At 72.6% G+C, this 15832-nt stretch carries 13 protein-coding genes; 8 read left to right on the top strand and 5 right to left on the bottom strand.

The features are described from left to right. On the bottom strand, positions 1–390 hold a 390-nt coding region (locus E1211_RS22130), incomplete at its 3' end, for a WhiB family transcriptional regulator (protein ID WP_132350926.1). Between the two features lie 254 nt (positions 391–644). Here E1211_RS22130 and E1211_RS22125 point away from each other — a divergent pair. Then, positions 645–1469: a response regulator transcription factor gene (locus tag E1211_RS22125; protein ID WP_132350925.1), complete on the top strand. Its 825-nt coding sequence runs from the start codon at positions 645–647 to the stop codon at positions 1467–1469. Positions 1470–2343: 874 nt separating this feature from the next. Here E1211_RS22125 and E1211_RS22120 read toward each other — a convergent pair. Then, entirely contained in the window at positions 2344–2781 is a 438-nt protein-coding gene (locus E1211_RS22120) for a DUF5319 domain-containing protein (protein ID WP_132350928.1), read from the bottom strand. Between the two features lie 184 nt (positions 2782–2965). On the opposite strand from E1211_RS22120, the gene guaB reads away from it, so the two are divergent. From guaB to E1211_RS22100, 4 genes are all read left to right on the top strand, one after another. Further along, on the top strand, positions 2966–4528 hold the full coding sequence (guaB, locus tag E1211_RS22115; RefSeq protein ID WP_132350924.1) for an IMP dehydrogenase: 1563 nt from the start codon (positions 2966–2968) through the stop codon (positions 4526–4528). 34 nt (positions 4529–4562) lie between these two features. After that, a complete protein-coding gene (locus E1211_RS22110) occupies positions 4563–5681 on the top strand; it encodes a GuaB3 family IMP dehydrogenase-related protein (protein ID WP_132350923.1) in 1119 nt (372 codons plus the stop codon). 49 nt (positions 5682–5730) lie between these two features. After that, positions 5731–7134, top strand: a complete 1404-nt coding sequence (locus E1211_RS22105; RefSeq protein ID WP_243709640.1) for a M1 family metallopeptidase — start codon at positions 5731–5733, stop codon at positions 7132–7134. Between the two features lie 210 nt (positions 7135–7344). Next, positions 7345–8799, top strand: a complete 1455-nt coding sequence (locus tag E1211_RS22100) for a M1 family metallopeptidase (protein ID WP_132350922.1) — start codon at positions 7345–7347, stop codon at positions 8797–8799. Between the two features lie 5 nt (positions 8800–8804). Here E1211_RS22100 and E1211_RS22095 read toward each other — a convergent pair whose 3' ends face one another. Beyond that, complete coding sequence (locus E1211_RS22095) at positions 8805–9920, bottom strand: LCP family protein (protein WP_132350921.1); 1116 nt, start codon at positions 9918–9920, stop codon at positions 8805–8807. Positions 9921–10063: 143 nt separating this feature from the next. On the opposite strand from E1211_RS22095, the gene E1211_RS22090 reads away from it, so the two are divergent. Beyond that, entirely contained in the window at positions 10064–11746 is a 1683-nt protein-coding gene (locus E1211_RS22090) for an FAD-dependent oxidoreductase (RefSeq protein ID WP_132350920.1), read from the top strand. 71 nt (positions 11747–11817) lie between these two features. Here E1211_RS22090 and E1211_RS22085 read toward each other — a convergent pair whose 3' ends face one another. Further along, positions 11818–12258, bottom strand: a complete 441-nt coding sequence (locus E1211_RS22085; protein WP_132350919.1) for a hypothetical protein — start codon at positions 12256–12258, stop codon at positions 11818–11820. Positions 12259–12759: 501 nt separating this feature from the next. On the opposite strand from E1211_RS22085, the gene guaA reads away from it, so the two are divergent. Then, positions 12760–14313, top strand: a complete 1554-nt coding sequence (gene guaA, locus E1211_RS22080; protein WP_132350918.1) for a glutamine-hydrolyzing GMP synthase — start codon at positions 12760–12762, stop codon at positions 14311–14313. A 7-nt stretch (positions 14314–14320) separates the two neighbouring features. Here the strand turns inward: guaA and E1211_RS22075 are convergent, their stop codons facing one another. Continuing rightward, a complete protein-coding gene (locus tag E1211_RS22075; protein ID WP_132350917.1) occupies positions 14321–14731 on the bottom strand; it encodes a PspC domain-containing protein in 411 nt (136 codons plus the stop codon). A gap of 144 nt (positions 14732–14875) precedes the next feature. Here E1211_RS22075 and E1211_RS22070 point away from each other — a divergent pair, with 144 nt between their 5' ends. Continuing rightward, complete coding sequence (locus E1211_RS22070) at positions 14876–15823, top strand: NUDIX domain-containing protein (RefSeq protein ID WP_132350916.1); 948 nt, start codon at positions 14876–14878, stop codon at positions 15821–15823. The last annotated feature ends 9 nt before the right edge of the window (positions 15824–15832 follow it).

Below are 15832 nucleotides of genomic sequence, written 5' to 3'. Positions count from 1 at the left end.
GGCGGTGGCCGTGGGGGCGGGGGTGATGCTCTCCGCCGACTTGTGCGGGCGGCCCAGGCGGGCTTCCAGCCGGGCGACATCCACCCGGGTGCGCCGGCGGTCGGCCAGGTCCTCCCAGCCCGTGGCGAGCAGCCGCAGCCGCTCGGATTCGCTGAAACCACCCCAGACGCCGTACGGCTCGCGTACCGCGAGGGCGTGCGCGGCGCACTCGGCGCGTACCGGGCAGGCGCGGCAGACCGCCTTCGCCCCGGATTCCCGGCGTAGCCGGGACGAGCCCCGCTCGCCGTCCGGGTGGAAGAACTGGGCACTGTCGCGTCCCCGGCAGGCGCCGAGCCGCTGCCAGTCCCAGAGATCGACGATGGGTCCGGGCAGTCTACGTACGTTCGACATCAGCACCCCTCCTCCCGCGCGGTACCGCGAGAATTCTCATGGCCGGCCTCCGGGCGGCGGTCCGCACAGGCGCACCGATCCCGGCCTGGAACTCCCGTACCCGGACGCCTCAGAACTCACACGTGTGTGATCCAAAACCTTCGGCAGTTTGCCGCATATGCCCCATCTGTCGGAAAAGTTCGAAGGATTGCCGGGAACCCCCTCCCGGACCGACCCGCTCATGGTCTGCTCGTTGGCGGAGAGGAGACCCCACAGTGCGTACGGTTCTTGTCTGCGTCCGGACACCACTTGCGGCGCAACACCTGACCTCCGCGGCAGCCCGCCTCGGACTGTCCGCGGTCGTTCGTACCGCCGTCTCCGATCCCGAGGTGATGCTGCGGCTCGCCGAACGGCAGCCGGACGTGGTACTCGCCGACACGGCGCTCACCCGCCCCGACAGCGCCGGCTTCGTCCGCCGGGTGCTGGCCCGCGCACCGCAGGCAGCCGTGCTGCTCTTCGGCACCGAGGAGTCGGAGGCCGCCGCCGCGACCATCAGCGCCGGGGCCCGGGGACTGATCCAGGGCGCCGACCACGACCTCACCAGCGCGGTCGCCAAGGCCCTGCTGCTGCTCTCCGCGCCCGGCCGGGCCGCCCGCCACCGGGTCACCGACCCGGCGCGGGACACCGCGGCGGTCGGCGGGACGAGCCGTTCCGCGCCCGCCGGTCGACCCGGCGGCGACCCGGGTCCCGGCTGGTCGGCCGGGCCCGTGGAGGGGCCGAACGGCGCGCCCTCCGTGGTGCCGGTGCAACGCGGCGACGACGGCCCGGAAGGCGGCGGTGAGCCCGAGGGCACGCCGCCGGAAGGGCAGCGACCGGCGCCGAACGCCCGTGCCGCGCGCGCGTCCGTCGGGCTGACCGAGCGTGAGCTTCAGGTGTTGCTCGGCATGGCGGAGGGCAAGAGCAACGCCGAGATCGGGCGGGAGCTCTTCGTCTCGGAGGACACCGTCAAGACCCACGCGCGTCGGCTCTTCCGCAAGTTGGGCGCCCGGGACCGGGCCCACGCGGTGGCCGCCGGCTTCCGCGCCGGACTGGTGGCCTGAGCCCCGCCGGGCTGGCGGTGTGCGCCGAGCTGGACCGGTGGTCTGAACCGGGCCGGAGTTGGCGGTGCGCCGCGCCTGGCTGGTGACCCTGAGGCCCAGATCCACCGCGGCGACGCTCTGGAGCTGATGTCGCAGAGGAGTCGCCGGCGGACGCGGTAGCTGATCCGCCAAACGGTGGCCCGGCTTCCCGAAAGGCCGCCTGCCCCCGCGCCGCCCGCGATCGCCGCTGGGAAGATCGGTGAGCTTGTCCAACGGAACCGTCGGCGCGCACCGGCCGCTGATATCGCCGGTGATAGCGGGCCGCTGGCGTCGCCGGTGGCAACGGTGGGTGAGTCCGTCCAGGGGATCACCGGTGGCGGCAAGTGACCTGCCGGTGGGCGGCGGTCGCCGCTGGGGTCGTCGGTGGCAACGGTGGGTGAGTCCGTCCAGGGGATCGCCGGTGGCGGCAAGTGACCTGCCGGTGCGCGACGGTGGCCGCTGGGGTCGCCGGTGGGAACGGTGAGTGAGTCCACGCAGGGATCGCCGGTGGCGGCAGTCGCTGCTGAAACCGCTGGTGGCAGCGGTGGTCGTTGGTATCGATGGTGACGGCGGTGGCCGGCGATGTCGCAGATGATTCAGCTCTGGAGCGCGCCCGAGGGGGATGGGCTGCCGCGGAGGTGCGCAACCGGTTCACGCCCGCACGCGACGGGCACTCGTTCGCCCCGATCACGTCCCCGAAAACCCGCGCCGGCGCATGGCGGCCGGCCACGGGCGTGCTGTCCGGATCGGGCGACTCGGGTTCCTTGAAGTCGGGCCATCACGCGGCCGGGACACCCCGACATTAAGGAAACCGAGTCGATCACTGGCACTCGGGCTCCTGACGCCCGGTCTCCCCTCAGCGGCGGTCGGGCTCCTCGCGTCCGTTCTCCTCGCGCCCCGGCTCCTCGTCGTTGCCGCCGGTCAGCGTGTCGTGCACGCCGTCGGCGTAGCCCCGGGCGTACTCCCAGGTCACGTAGTGGTCCGGGTCGGGGTCGTAGGCCGGCTCGTGCACCCGGGGGCGGCCCGAGCTGAGTAGGTGGCGCAGGTTGCCCCGAAGCAGGTCCCAGTCGAAGTAGTGCGGCTCGCGGCAGTCCTCGCACTCGATCACCAGACCGCGGACCCCGACCGGCGCCAGCAGGGCCTGATAGATCTCCAGGTCGGCGAGGTCTTCCAGCACGTCCTGCCGCTCGACGTCGGTCAGCGCGTCCAGCGGTGCGTCGTCGCCCGGATCGTGCAGGCCGGCCGCGGGATCGGCCGGGTCGCCGTTGAACGGGTCGATGGGCTCGTCGTGCACCCCCTCACCGTAGACCCAACGCCGCAGTGACGCCCGCCCCCGCACGTGCGCCGGCTGCGCCCGGCGCGACGAGGGCCAGCTCAGCCGCATGGGTACGATGGAGCTGCGCGCCGCGTGCGGCGCTCCTCCGGTGCCCGCCGCGCCACCTCGCTGAAGCCCGATCGACCAGCTCAGGGGAGCAATCGTGGAAATTTCGCCCAGCACCGATCTTCCGGCCGGAGCCGACCACGGCGAGCTGGGCGGCCACCTGCCGGAGCTGCCCGCCGGCTCCGCCCGGGTGGTACCCCTCGGCCTCACCTTCGACGACGTGCTGCTCCAGCCCGGCGAGTCGGACGTGGTACCGAGCCGGGTGAACACCGTCACCCGGCTGACCCGCAACGTCACGCTCTTCGTGCCGCTGCTCTCCAGCGCGATGGACACGGTGACCGAGGCGCGCATGGCGATCGCCATGGCCCGGCAGGGCGGCATCGGCGTGCTGCACCGCAACCTCTCCGTGGAGGACCAGGCGCTCCAGGTGGACCTGGTCAAGCGCTCCGAGTCCGGGATGATCACCAACCCCGTCACGGCCAGCCCCGACGACACCCTGCGCGACGTCGACGCGCTCTGCGGCCGCTACCGGATCTCCGGTGTTCCGGTCGTCGACGGCGAGGGTCAGCTCGTCGGCATCGTGACCAACCGGGACATGCGGTTCGTCTCCGACCCCGGCACGCCCGTCCGCGAGATCATGACCCCGGCCCCGCTGATCACCGCGCCGGTCGGCGTGAGCAAGGACGAGGCGCTGGCGCTGCTGCGCCAGCACAAGGTGGAGAAGCTGCCGATCGTGGACGGCACGGGCCGGCTGCGCGGGCTCATCACCGTCAAGGACTTCACCAAGAGCGAGCAGTACCCGGACGCCACCAAGGACGAGGCGGGCCGGCTGCGCGTGGCCGCCGCCATCGGGGTCGGCGAGGACTCGTACAAGCGGGCCCGGGCCCTCGTCGACGCGGGCGTGGACGTGCTGATCGTGGACACCGCGCACGGCCACCAGCGCGCCGTGCTGGACATGGTCCGCCGGCTCAAGAAGGACGTCACGATCGACATCGTGGGCGGCAACGTCGCCACGTACGCCGGCGCCCGGGCCCTGGTCGAGGCCGGCGCGGACGGCGTCAAGGTCGGCGTCGGCCCCGGTGCGATCTGCACCACCCGGATCGTCGCGGGTGTGGGCGTCCCGCAGATCACCGCGATCATGGAGGCCGCCCGGGCCGCCCGTCCGGCGGGCGTGCCGGTGATCGGCGACGGCGGCATCCAGTACTCCGGCGACATCGCGAAGGCGCTTGTCGCCGGCGCCGACACGGTGATGCTCGGCAGCCTGCTGGCCGGTTGCGAGGAGAGCCCCGGTGAGCTGATCTTCGTCAACGGCAAGCAATTCAAGGCGTACCGGGGGATGGGCTCGCTCGGCGCGATGCAGTCCCGCGGGCAGGCCAAGTCGTACTCCAAGGACCGCTACTTCCAGCAGGATGTGACAAGCGACGAGAAGCTGGTCCCGGAGGGCGTCGAGGGCCAGGTGCCGTACCGCGGGCCGCTCTCCCGGGTCGCCCACCAGCTCGTCGGCGGGCTGCGGCTGGCGATGGGTTACGCCGGCGCGGAGACCATCCCCCAGCTCCACGCGCGCGGTCAGCTGATCCGGATCACCGCGGCCGGGCTCAAGGAGAGCCACCCGCACGACATCCAGATGACCACCGAGGCGCCCAACTACCACACCCGCTGACCCCCACCACCCCCGACAACAACTGGAGTGAGCCATGCGTGACGTGGTCGAGATCGGGTTGGGCAAGACCGCGCAACGCGGCTACCACCTGGACGAGATCGCCATCGTCCCGAGCCGCCGGACCAGGGACGTCGACGACGTCTCCACCGCCTGGCAGCTCGACGCCTACCAGTTCGGCATCCCGTGCGTCGGGCACCCCTCCGACGCCACGATGAGCCCGACCTCCGCCGTCCGTCTCGGCGAACTCGGCGGTCTCGGCGTGCTCAACGTCGAGGGGCTCTGGACCCGCTACGAGAACCCGACGAAGGTGCTCGAGGAGCTGGCCGGGCTCGACGAGGACGCGCGGGCGACCAAGCGCCTCCAGGAGGTGTACGCCGAGCCGATCCGTCCCGACCTGATCGCGGAGCGCGTACGGGAGCTGCGCGCCGGGGGCGGCACGGTGGCGGTGCGGGTGTCCCCGCAGCACACCCTGGCGCTCGCCCCGGTGATCCTGGACGCCGGTGTGGACATCCTGGTCATCCAGGGCACGATCGTCTCGGCCGAGCACGTCTCCACCACCGACGAGCCGCTGAACCTCAAGGAGTTCATCGCGGACCTCGACCTGCCGGTGATCGTCGGTGGCTGCACCGACTACAAGACGGCGCTGCACCTGATGCGTACCGGGGCGGCCGGCGTCATCGTCGGCATCGGCGGGGACGACTGGTCGACCACCGAGTCGGTGCTCGGCATCCGGGTGCCGATGGCCACCGCGATCGCCGACGCGGCGGCGGCCCGCCGCGACTACCTGGACGAGACCGGCGGCCGTTACGTGCACCTGATCGCCGACGGGGACATCCAGACCTCCGGCGACATCGCCAAGGCGCTCGGCTGCGGCGCCGACGCGGTGATGCTCGGCGAGCCGCTCTCCCGCAGCGAGGAGGCGCCCGCCGGTGGCGCCTGGTGGCACTCGGCCGCCAGCCACCCGTCGCTGCCGCGCGGGGCGTTCGAGGCGGCCAGCGCCCCGATCGGCTCGCTGGAGCAGGTCCTCTTCGGTCCGGCCGACGAGCCGGACGGTCAGCTCAACCTCTTCGGCGGGCTGCGCCGGGCGATGGCCAAGTGCGGCTACCGCGACCTGAAGGAGTTCCAGAAGGTCGGCCTGGTCCTCGACCGCTGACCTGCGCGAATGCGTCGTGTCGCACCGGCCGCGCCGTTAGGCTCGGCCGGTGCGACGTAACTGTCCCCGGATCGTGCTCGCCGCCGCGCTGGCGGTGGTGCTCGCGGCCGGCGGCTGCACCCGGTCCGATGAGGACGGCGAGTTCCGGCCGGGCAGCGCGGATCTCGGCGACCCGTACGTGCCCGGGCACGGCAACGGCGGGTACGACGTGGCGCACTACGCCCTCGACGTGCGGTACGACCCGGCGACCGACCGGCTCACCGGGCGGGCGGTGCTGACCGCGACCGCCACCCAGGGGCTGTCCCGGTTCAACCTGGACCTCACCGGCCTCGCCGTCGACCAGGTGACTGTCGACGGCGCCACCGCGAAGCACCGGCGGGACGGGGACGAGCTGGTGGTGGAGCCCGCCCGGCGGGTTCCGCGCGACGCCCGGTTCACGGTCGAGGTCGCGTACGCCGGGGTGCCCACCACGGTCACCGACAGCGCGCTCGGCTCCGGGGGTTTCCTGCACACCGGCGACGGCGCGGTCGCGCTCGGCCAGCCCGACTCGGCGGCGACCTGGTTCCCGGTCAACGACCATCCGTCCGACAAGGCCACCTACGACATCGCGGTGACCGTCCCGGAGGGGCTCGCCGCGCTGAGCAACGGGGTGCCCGGCCCGAGGCACAGCGACGGCGGCTGGACCACGTGGCGGTGGAACGAACGGTCGCCGATGGCGAGCTACCTGAGCATGCTGGTGATCGGCGACTACCGGGTGACCACCGGCACGCACGACGGGCGGCCGATCGTCACCGCCGTCCCGTCGGGCGAGCCGCCGAACGGCCCGGCCGCCGCCTCGCTGGCCCGCACGGCCGAGATCGCCGACTTCCTGGCCGGTCGCTTCGGTCCGTACCCCTTCGCGGCGTACGGCGGGGTGGCGATCGCCGACGAGCGGATCGGGTACGCGCTGGAGACCCAGTCCCGGCCGGTGTACGGACCGGGCTTCTTCGCGGGCGGCCACCCGGACCCGGTGGTGGTGGCGCACGAGCTGGCCCACCAGTGGTTCGGCAACAGTGTCTCGTTGAGCCGGTGGAGCGACATCTGGCTCAACGAGGGTTTCGCCACGTACGCCGAGTGGCTCTGGGCGGAGCACGACGGCGGGCGGAGCGTGCAACGGTCGTTCGAGGCCCAGTACGCCACCACCGACTGGTCGCGGCCCTCGGTGGACCCGGGCCGGGAGGGAATGTTCGGCGCCGCCGTCTACAAGCGCGGCGCGCTGGCCGTGCACGCGCTGCGCCGCACGGTCGGTGACGACGTGTTCTTCCGCGTCCTGCGACAGTGGACCGCCGAGCGACGGGACGGCAACGGTACGACCGCCGATCTGGTCACCCTCGCCGAGCGGGTCTCCGGTCGGCAGCTGCGCTCGCTGATGGACGCCTGGCTGGTCGGCGGCAACGCGCCCGCCCTGCCGTAGCCACCGGCCGCCTACCGGCTACCGGCGTCGGACCTCCGGCCACCCGACGCCCGACCTCCGGCCCGCGCCCGGCCGCCTGGCGACGACGGGATCGATCCTCGGTAGGCTGCCGCGGACGGACCGGGCGAGAGCGCGGACGGTACGGGTTCTGCGGCGGCGGCTCGCCGGCGGATGGGCGGGATGCCCGCCGGCATTCGGGAGGACGAGGCGATGAGGCAGCCACGGCGGTCTCTGCGGGTGCATGTCGGTCTGCTGCTGGTCGGGGCGTTGCTGGCCGGGTGTGGGTCGAAGCCGGAAGCGGCCGGGCCGGCGGTCACGCCGTCACAACCGGCGCAACGGCAGTTCAAGCCGGGCGCCGCGGGCGCGGGCGACCCCTACTTCCCCGGCTACGGCAACGGCGGCTACGACGTCAGCCGGTACACGGTCAAGGTCCGGTACGACCCGGCGAAGGACACGCTCACCGGCACCACCACCGTGCACGCCTCGGCGACCAGCGACCTCTCCGCGTTCAACCTCGACCTGGCCGGGCTGACCGTGCGCTCGGTGACCGTGGACGGTGAGCCGGCGAAGCACACCCGCAAGGGCGACGAGCTGTCGGTGACGCCGGCCAAGGGGCTGATCGCGGGCAACGGCTTCGTGGCGGAGATCCGGTACGACGGCGAGCCGGAGCCGCTGGAGAACGAGCTGCTCGGCGGCGGTGGCTTCATCCACACCGAGGACGGCGCGATCGCGCTCGGCCAGCCGGAGTCGGCGAGCAGCTGGTTCCCGGTCAACGACCACCCGTCCGACAAGGCCAGCTACGACTTCGAGATCACCGTGCCGGACGGGCTGACGGCGGTCAGCAACGGAGTGCCGGGCGGGAAGGCCAGCCGTGCCGGCTGGACCACCTGGAAGTGGGCCGAGCGGGCCCCGATGGCCAGCTACCTGAGCTTCGTGGTGATCGGCGAGCTGCGGGTGACCACCGGGAAGCACAAGGGACGGCCGATCTACAGCGCGGTCCAGACCGACGTGCCGAAGGGTGCCGCGGACGACTCGATCGCCGAGACCGTGAAGGTGGCCGACTACCTGGAGACGGTCTTCGGACCGTACCCCTTCGAGGCCTACGGCGGGGTGGTGATCTCCGACCCCCGGATCCGGTACGCGCTGGAGACGCAGTCCCGGCCGGTCTACTCCGTCGATTTCTTCCGGCAGGGGGTCAACACCGAGGTCGTCGCGCACGAGCTGGCCCACCAGTGGTACGGCGACAGCGTGTCGCTGACCCGTTGGCAGGACATCTGGCTCAACGAGGGGCTCGCCACGTACGCCGAGTGGCTCTGGACGGAGCACCGCGGCGGCCGGAAGGCCGCGGAGTCCTTCGCCTCCCGCTTCCACGGCTCGTCGGACCAGGTGTGGCGTACCCCTCCGGGGAAGCCGGGGGTGGAGAACCTGTTCAGCAACTCGGTGTACCAGCGGGGCGGAATGACCGTGCACGCGCTGCGGGTGGCCGTCGGCGACGACGCGTTCTTCGAGCTCCTGAAGACCTGGTCGGCGGAGCAGCGCGACGGCAACGGCGGCACCGACGAGTTCGTGGCGCTCGCCGAGCGCGTCTCCGGCAAGAAGCTCCGCAAGCTCTTCGACGCCTGGCTCTACGGCACCGAACGCCCCGCCGAGCCCAAACCCCTCTGACGGGGTCAGGTCTTGATGCGCAGGGCTGGGTTCTTGGCCAGGTAGGCGTCGGCGCGGCCGGCGCGTAGCTCGGTGAGGAAGCGGCGGCCGACCGAGGTGAGCTGTTCGCCCCGGTAGCCGCTGCCCGAACCGATCGACCGACCGGGCAGGCCGACCAGCACGAACCGCTCGGCCGGCAGGCCGCCCAGGGCGTACGCGACGTCGATCAGCTTGCGCCCGCCGACGTAGATCAGCGTGTCGCCGAGCGCGTCGGCCACCTGCTGGACCCGGTCCGGGTCCCGGGCGAGCCCCTGGTCGAGGATCTTGCCGACGAGGGCCCGGATCAGCTGCTGCTGGTGGCGCTGCCGGCTGTAGTCACCGCCGGGGATGTAACGCTGCCGGGCGTAGTCGAGCGCCTGCCACCCGGTCAGGTGGCGGTCGCCCTTCTCGTAGACCATCTGCGGGCCGATGTAGCCGCCGGGCCCGCTCTCCCGGTGCCGGCCGTCGGGCTGCCGGTGCCGGGAGACGACCCGCTGATCGATGTGGACGTCCACCCCGCCGAGGTTGTCCACCAGCCGGTCGAAACCGGCGAACGTGACCACCGCGCCGGCATCGATACGCAGTCCGGTGTAACCGCTCACCGTGCTGCGCAGCAGCTCGTACCCCTGGGCGGCGCTCGGCTGCTTCGCGCGGCCGGGAACCCGGCTGCCGTAGCTCATCGCGTGGGTCAGCTTGGTCCGGCCGCCGCGGTAACCGGCCTTCGGGAAGGCGGGGATGTCGACGACCAGGTCGCGGGGGAGCGAGAAGAGGTACGCCCGGTCCAGCCCGCGCGGCACGTGCAGGACCAGCACCGAGTCGGCGTGCGGCTCCCAGCCGGGGACGCTGACCCGGGTGTCCACGCCGACCAGCAGGAGGTTGAGCGGGCCGGTGATGTCGGCGCCCGGTGCGGGCGGCGGCGAGCTGGGGGTGGCGGCGGGCGTGGTGGTGGCCGGCGGGCTCGCCGGCGCGGCGCCACGTTCCGGGCCCGACCCGCCCAGGAGGCGGCTGACCGCCACACCGCCCGCCGTCACCAGGACGACCGCGGCGAGCAGCAGCCCGATCAGCAGGCGACCGCGACGGCGCGCGCCGGAACCGAGGCTCATCTGGGCCTCCTTCCACCCGTACTGGAACAACGCTCCGATGGGGGTCGCGGGTTGCGGCCGGTGCGCCGGTGTGGCGGGTGGAGAGCATGATCGCGCGAATCGCGGCCCTGGCGCGATGGCTACCGGCGGGTAATGATGCGGGGATGCGGTACGACGTGGTCGTCATCGGGTCCGGCTTCGGCGGCAGCGTCACCGCGCTGCGGCTGACCGAGAAGGGCTACTCCGTCGGCGTCCTGGAGGCCGGGCGTCGCTTCGCCGACGATCAGTTCCCCCGCACGTCGTGGCGGGTACGGCGCTTCCTCTGGGCGCCGCGGCTCGGCTGCTACGGAATTCAGCGGATCACGCTGCTGCGCGCCGCCGACCGGCGGGCCGGCGGTGGGGTGCTGGTGCTCTCCGGCGCCGGTGTGGGCGGCGGTTCCCTGGTCTACGCGAACACCCTCTACGAGCCGCTGCCCGCGTTCTACGCCGACCCGCAGTGGCGGGACATCACCGACTGGCGTGACGAGCTGACCCGCCACTACGACCAGGCGAAGCGGATGTTGGGCGTCCGCACGTACCCGGTGGAGACCGGCGCGGACCGGGCGATGCGGGCGGTGGCCGAGCGGATGGGCGTCGGGCACACCTTCCACGCCACCCCGGTCGGCGTGCACCTCGGCCGTCCCGGCGAGCAGGTCGCCGACCCGTACTTCGGCGGCGCCGGCCCGGCGCGCACCGGCTGCACCCACTGCGGCGCCTGCATGACCGGTTGCCGGGTCGGAGCGAAGAACACACTGGTCAAGAACTACCTGTGGCTGGCCGAACAGCGCGGCGCACGGGTGCACCCGCTGACCACGGTGACCGCCGTACGCCCCCACCCGGAGGGCGGGTACGAGGTGCACACCGTCCGGACCGGTGCCTGGCTGCGCCGGCGGCGGCAGGTGATCCGCGCCGACCAGGTCGTCTTCGCGGCCGGGGCGCTCGGCACCCAGCGCCTGCTGCACGAGATGAAGGCCGGCGGCGCGCTGCCCGCGCTCTCGCCGCGGCTCGGCGAGCTGACCCGGACCAACTCCGAGGCGATCCTGGGGGCGTCGGTGCCCGGCCGGCGGGCCCGGGCCGCGGGGCTCGATCTCACCGAAGGCGTCGCCATCACCAGCTCGTTCCACCCCGACCCGCAGACCCACATCGAGCCGGTCCGCTACGGGCGGGGCTCCAACGCGATGGGACTGCTCCAGTCGCTGCTGGTCGAGGGCGGGCCGCACCGCGTCCGGCGCTGGTTCGGCACGCTGCTGCGGCAGCCCGGCACCGCCGCCCGGTTGATCTCCGTACGACGATGGTCCGAGCGGACCGTGATCGCCCTGGTCATGCAGGCGGCCGACAACTCGCTCACCCTCCGGTTCCGGCGGGGTCGGCTGGTCGGCGGGCCGGGGCACGGCACCCCGAACCCGACCTGGATCCCCGCCGGGCACGCGGCGGCCCGGCTGCTCGCCGAGGAGATCGGCGGTACGCCGGGCGGCGCGCTGACCGAGCCGTTCGACATCCCGATGACGGCGCACATCCTCGGCGGGGCGGTGATCGGCGCCACCCCGGCCGACGGGGTGATCGACCCGTACCACCGGGTCTTCGGTCATCCGGGGCTGCACGTGGTGGACGGGGCGGCCGTCTCGGCGAATCTCGGGGTGAACCCGTCGCTGACCATCACCGCGCAGGCCGAGCGGGCCATGTCCCTCTGGCCCAACAAGGGCGAGGAGGACCCCCGGCCGCCGCTCGGCGAGCCGTACCGGCGGATCGAGCCGGTGCCGCCGGTGTGCCCGGCCGTCCCCGCGCATGCCCGCGCCGCCCTCCGCTGAGCGTCGTCGAGCCGGGCGCCCGCTCGTCCTGAGGGTGCGTTCGGAGCGAGCGGGTCTGCCCGACTGAACTGTCAGAGGGCGAACATCGTCTCGTATTGAGCGTTCTGGACGGTTGAGGGGAAGTGCCACCAGATCGCGCTCTGGTCGGGGACGGCCCAGCCGTTGTTGACGTAAGCGTGGTACGTGTTGCCCTTGTAGTAGCCGGGGATCACGTTGGACGAATGGCCACTGCAGTTCTTGTAGAACAGGTACATCTCCCCGCCCTGCGGGGATCCTGGTACCGGGGTGGTCCAGCAGTCCGAGTCCCCCGGGCCGTCCTCGAGAACCTGCTGCTCACAGATCATGGTCGAGTAGCTTGAGTTCGGTGCGGTCGAGGCGAAGTTCCAGGTGACCTGTTGGCCCGGCTGCACGTAGGCGCAGTAGCCGATGTACGCGTAACGGCTGTTGCCCTTGCTGTAACCGGCGGTGACCCAGAGGGCAGAGGTCCCGCAGTTTCTGTAGGTCTGATCCATCGGCCCGCCTTGAGGCGACGACGGGTTGAAGGTCGTCCAGCAATCTGCCGCCGAGGCGCTGACCCGGGCGGGTGGCGCCGTGAGTACGGGTCGGGCCGCTCGGTGTCCCTCGTCCGTGGCGTCGGCGCGCTGCTCGGTGGTCCCCGTCGGCTGGATCCGGGTGGCCGGCGCCGAGGCCCCTTCTGCGCGGTCGGCGGGGGCGGCGCTGGCGGAGGGCACGGCCAAGCTCAGCATTGTCGTTGTGGCGATCAGGGCGATCACGCTTTGGGCCGTTCGGGTACGCCTCAGCACTTCATCCTCCGGTGGGTGATTGTCGGCACCGCTCTTGCAAGGTCGACAGGACTTTGCGTGATGTATTGAATACGTTCGGTATCCGAGAATCACTTGGCTGACCGGTTGTTCAAGGCAACCAATCGAGGGATTCAGATATATTTGTATGTTTGATATAGGTTTGATGGCCGGCCGTCGGGGCGCGGGTGGCAGTGGGTAGGCTTTGGCCACATGAGCACGCCTCGCCCCGTCCTCGTGGTGGACTTCGGAGCCCAGTACGCCCAGCTCATCGCGCGCCGGGTACGCGAGGCGAAGGTCTATTCCGAGATCGTCCCGCACACCATGCCGGTCGCCGAGATGCTGGCGAAGAACCCGGCCGCGATCATCCTCTCCGGCGGCCCGTCCAGCGTCTACGCGCCGGGCGCTCCGCAGGTCGACGCCGGCATGTTCACCGCCGGGGTGCCGGTCTTCGGCATCTGCTACGGCTTCCAGGCGATGGCCCAGGCGCTGGGCGGCACGGTGGCGCACACCGGCAACCGCGAGTACGGCGGCACCCCGCTGGCGGCCCGCCCGGAGGCCGGCGTGCTGCTCAAGGGCCTCCCCGCCGACCTGCCGGTCTGGATGAGCCACGGCGACTGCGTCACCGAGGCGCCGGCCGGCTTCACGGTGACCGCCGAGTCCGCCGGTGCCCCGGTCGCCGCCTTCGAGGATCTCGCCGGGCGGCGCGCCGGGGTGCAGTTCCACCCGGAGGTCGGGCACACCGCGCACGGCCAGGAGATGCTGACCCGGTTCCTCTACGAGATCGCCGGCATCGAGCCCACCTGGACGCCGGAGAACATCATCGACGAGCAGGTGGCCCGGATCCGCGAGCAGGTGGGCGAGAAGGAGGTCATCTGCGCGCTCAGCGGCGGCGTCGACTCGGCGGTCGCGGCGGCGCTCGTGCACAAGGCCGTCGGCGACCAGCTGACCTGCGTCTTCGTCGACCACGGTCTGCTCCGGGCCGGTGAGGCCGAGCAGGTCGAGAAGGACTACGTGGCGGCCACGGGCATCAAGCTCAAGGTGGTCGACGCGCGGGACCGGTTCCTGGGCGCGCTCGCCGGGGTGACCGACCCCGAGCAGAAGCGCAAGATCATCGGCCGGGAGTTCATCCGGGTCTTCGAGGCCGCCGCCCGGGAGGTCGCCGCACACGGCGACGTCGAGTTCCTGGTGCAGGGGACCCTCTACCCGGACGTCGTCGAGTCCGGCGGCGGCACCGGCACCGCCAACATCAAGAGTCACCACAACGTCGGCGGCCTGCCGGAGGACCTGAAGTTCGCGCTGGTCGAGCCGCTGCGCGCGCTCTTCAAGGACGAGGTTCGCGCGCTCGGCCTGCAGCTGGGGCTGCCCGAGGCGATGGTCTGGCGTCACCCGTTCCCCGGTCCGGGTCTGGCCATCCGGATCATCGGCGCGGTCGACGAGGAGCGGCTCGCCCTGCTCCGCAAGGCGGACCTGATCGCCCGGCAGGAGCTGACCGCCGCCGGTCTGGACCGGGACGTGTGGCAGTTCCCGGTGGTGCTCCTGGCCGACGTACGCAGCGTCGGGGTGCAGGGTGACGGGCGCAGCTACGGGCATCCCGTGGTGCTGCGCCCGGTCTCCAGCGAGGACGCGATGACCGCCGACTGGTCCCGGCTGCCCTACGACGTGATCGCGAAGATCTCCACCCGGATCACCAACGAGGTGGCCGAGGTCAACCGCGTGGTGCTGGACGTGACCAGCAAGCCGCCGGGCACCATCGAGTGGGAGTGATCCCGGCTCAGCCGGCGGACGGCGGCACCGGTCCGCTCGGCGGGACCGGAACCGTGGCCTGCGGCGCGGTGCCTACCGGCCCGGCGGGCGCTGCCGGCGGGTAGGGCGGCGTCGGGGCGTACCCGGGCGGGGTCGCCGGTGCGGCGGTCGGCGGCGGGGGCTGCGGCGCGGCGCCGGCGTGGTGCGGCCACGCGGGGGCGCCGGGCGGCTCCTCGGGCATCAGGAACCACATGATCGGGTACGCGAGCAGCGCCAGCCCGCCGGTGAGCAGCGCGGTGACGGCGAAGAGCACCCGGATCGCGGTGGGGTCGACGCCGAGGTAGCGGCCGACCCCACTGGCGACACCCGCCACCATCCGGTCGGTGGTGGGGCGCCGGAGCTGCTTGTACGGGGCCTGGGGAGGGGTGTTGGCTGTCATGTCTCCACCCTCCGCGCCCGCCGCCCGGGCGACCTCGGTGAGCGCCCGGATCCCTACCCTGACCGCCCCCTGAGTCGCGAGCCCTCTGTCAGCAATCTGACTCTTTTCGATGCCGGTAACCCGCCCGAGGGAGAATTTTTTCCCGTGACCACCGCGCTGACGCCGCTCCGCAGGATCGCGGCATACGCAGTTTGTGCCGATTCGGCTGGCCGGGTCCTCCTGGTCCGCGCCTCCCCACGCTCCGGCACTCCCGGCAGGTGGTCGTTGCCCGGCGGGGCGGTCGACCACGGCGAGGATCCCAACCACACCGTCGTCCGGGAGACGGCGGCCGAGACGGGGTTGTCGGTGACCGTGACCGGGCTGCAGGACGTGCTGGCAGATATGCGGGCCCTGCCCGAGCGGGGCATCACGATCCACACCGACCGGCTCATCTACCAGGTCTCCGTGCGGGGCGGGACGCTCACCGACCGGGTCGACCGGCCGACGGACCTGGCCCGCTGGTTCACCCGCGAGGAGGCCGCCGAGCTGCCGCTGCGCTCGTTCACCGCGCGCGCCCTCGACCTGCCCGCCGTCGCGGGCGACGTGGTTCCGGAGGAGCCGCCCGAGTTCCCCTCCTTCTACGCCGTGCCCGGCCCGGACGGGCTGCACCGGGCGCAGCGCTTCGCCGCGTACGCGGTCTGCACCGACCCGGAGGGGCGTGTGCTGCTCACCCGGGTCGCGGACGGCTACCCCGGCGCCGGCTGCTGGCACCTGCCCGGCGGCGGCACCGACTACGGGGAGCAGCCCGGCGCGGCGCTCATCCGCGAGCTGGTGGAGGAGACCGGGCAGGACGGGCGGCTCGTCGAGCTGCTCGGCGTGGCGAGTCACCGGGACGCCGCCTCGCTCGGCCCGGAGGGCTACCCGATCGACTGGCACGGTGTACGCGCCTTCTACCGGGTGGTCGTCGACCGGCCCGCCCCGCCCACGGTGGCCGACGTCGGCGGTTCCACCAGCGAGGCCCGCTGGTTCGCCCCCGCCGAACTGGGCGCCCTTCCGGCCGAACGCCTCACCGAGGTCACCGCCGAAGCCGTCCAGGCCGCCCGCCTGACCTGACCCTCACCC

Origin of the sequence: Micromonospora sp. 15K316 (assembly GCF_004348525.1) — a bacterium.
In the GTDB taxonomy this organism is placed as follows: Bacteria; Actinomycetota; Actinomycetes; order Mycobacteriales; family Micromonosporaceae; genus Micromonospora.
The sequence above is the reverse complement of the archived record's forward strand: the minus strand, read 5'-3'. Positions and strand labels throughout refer to the sequence as shown.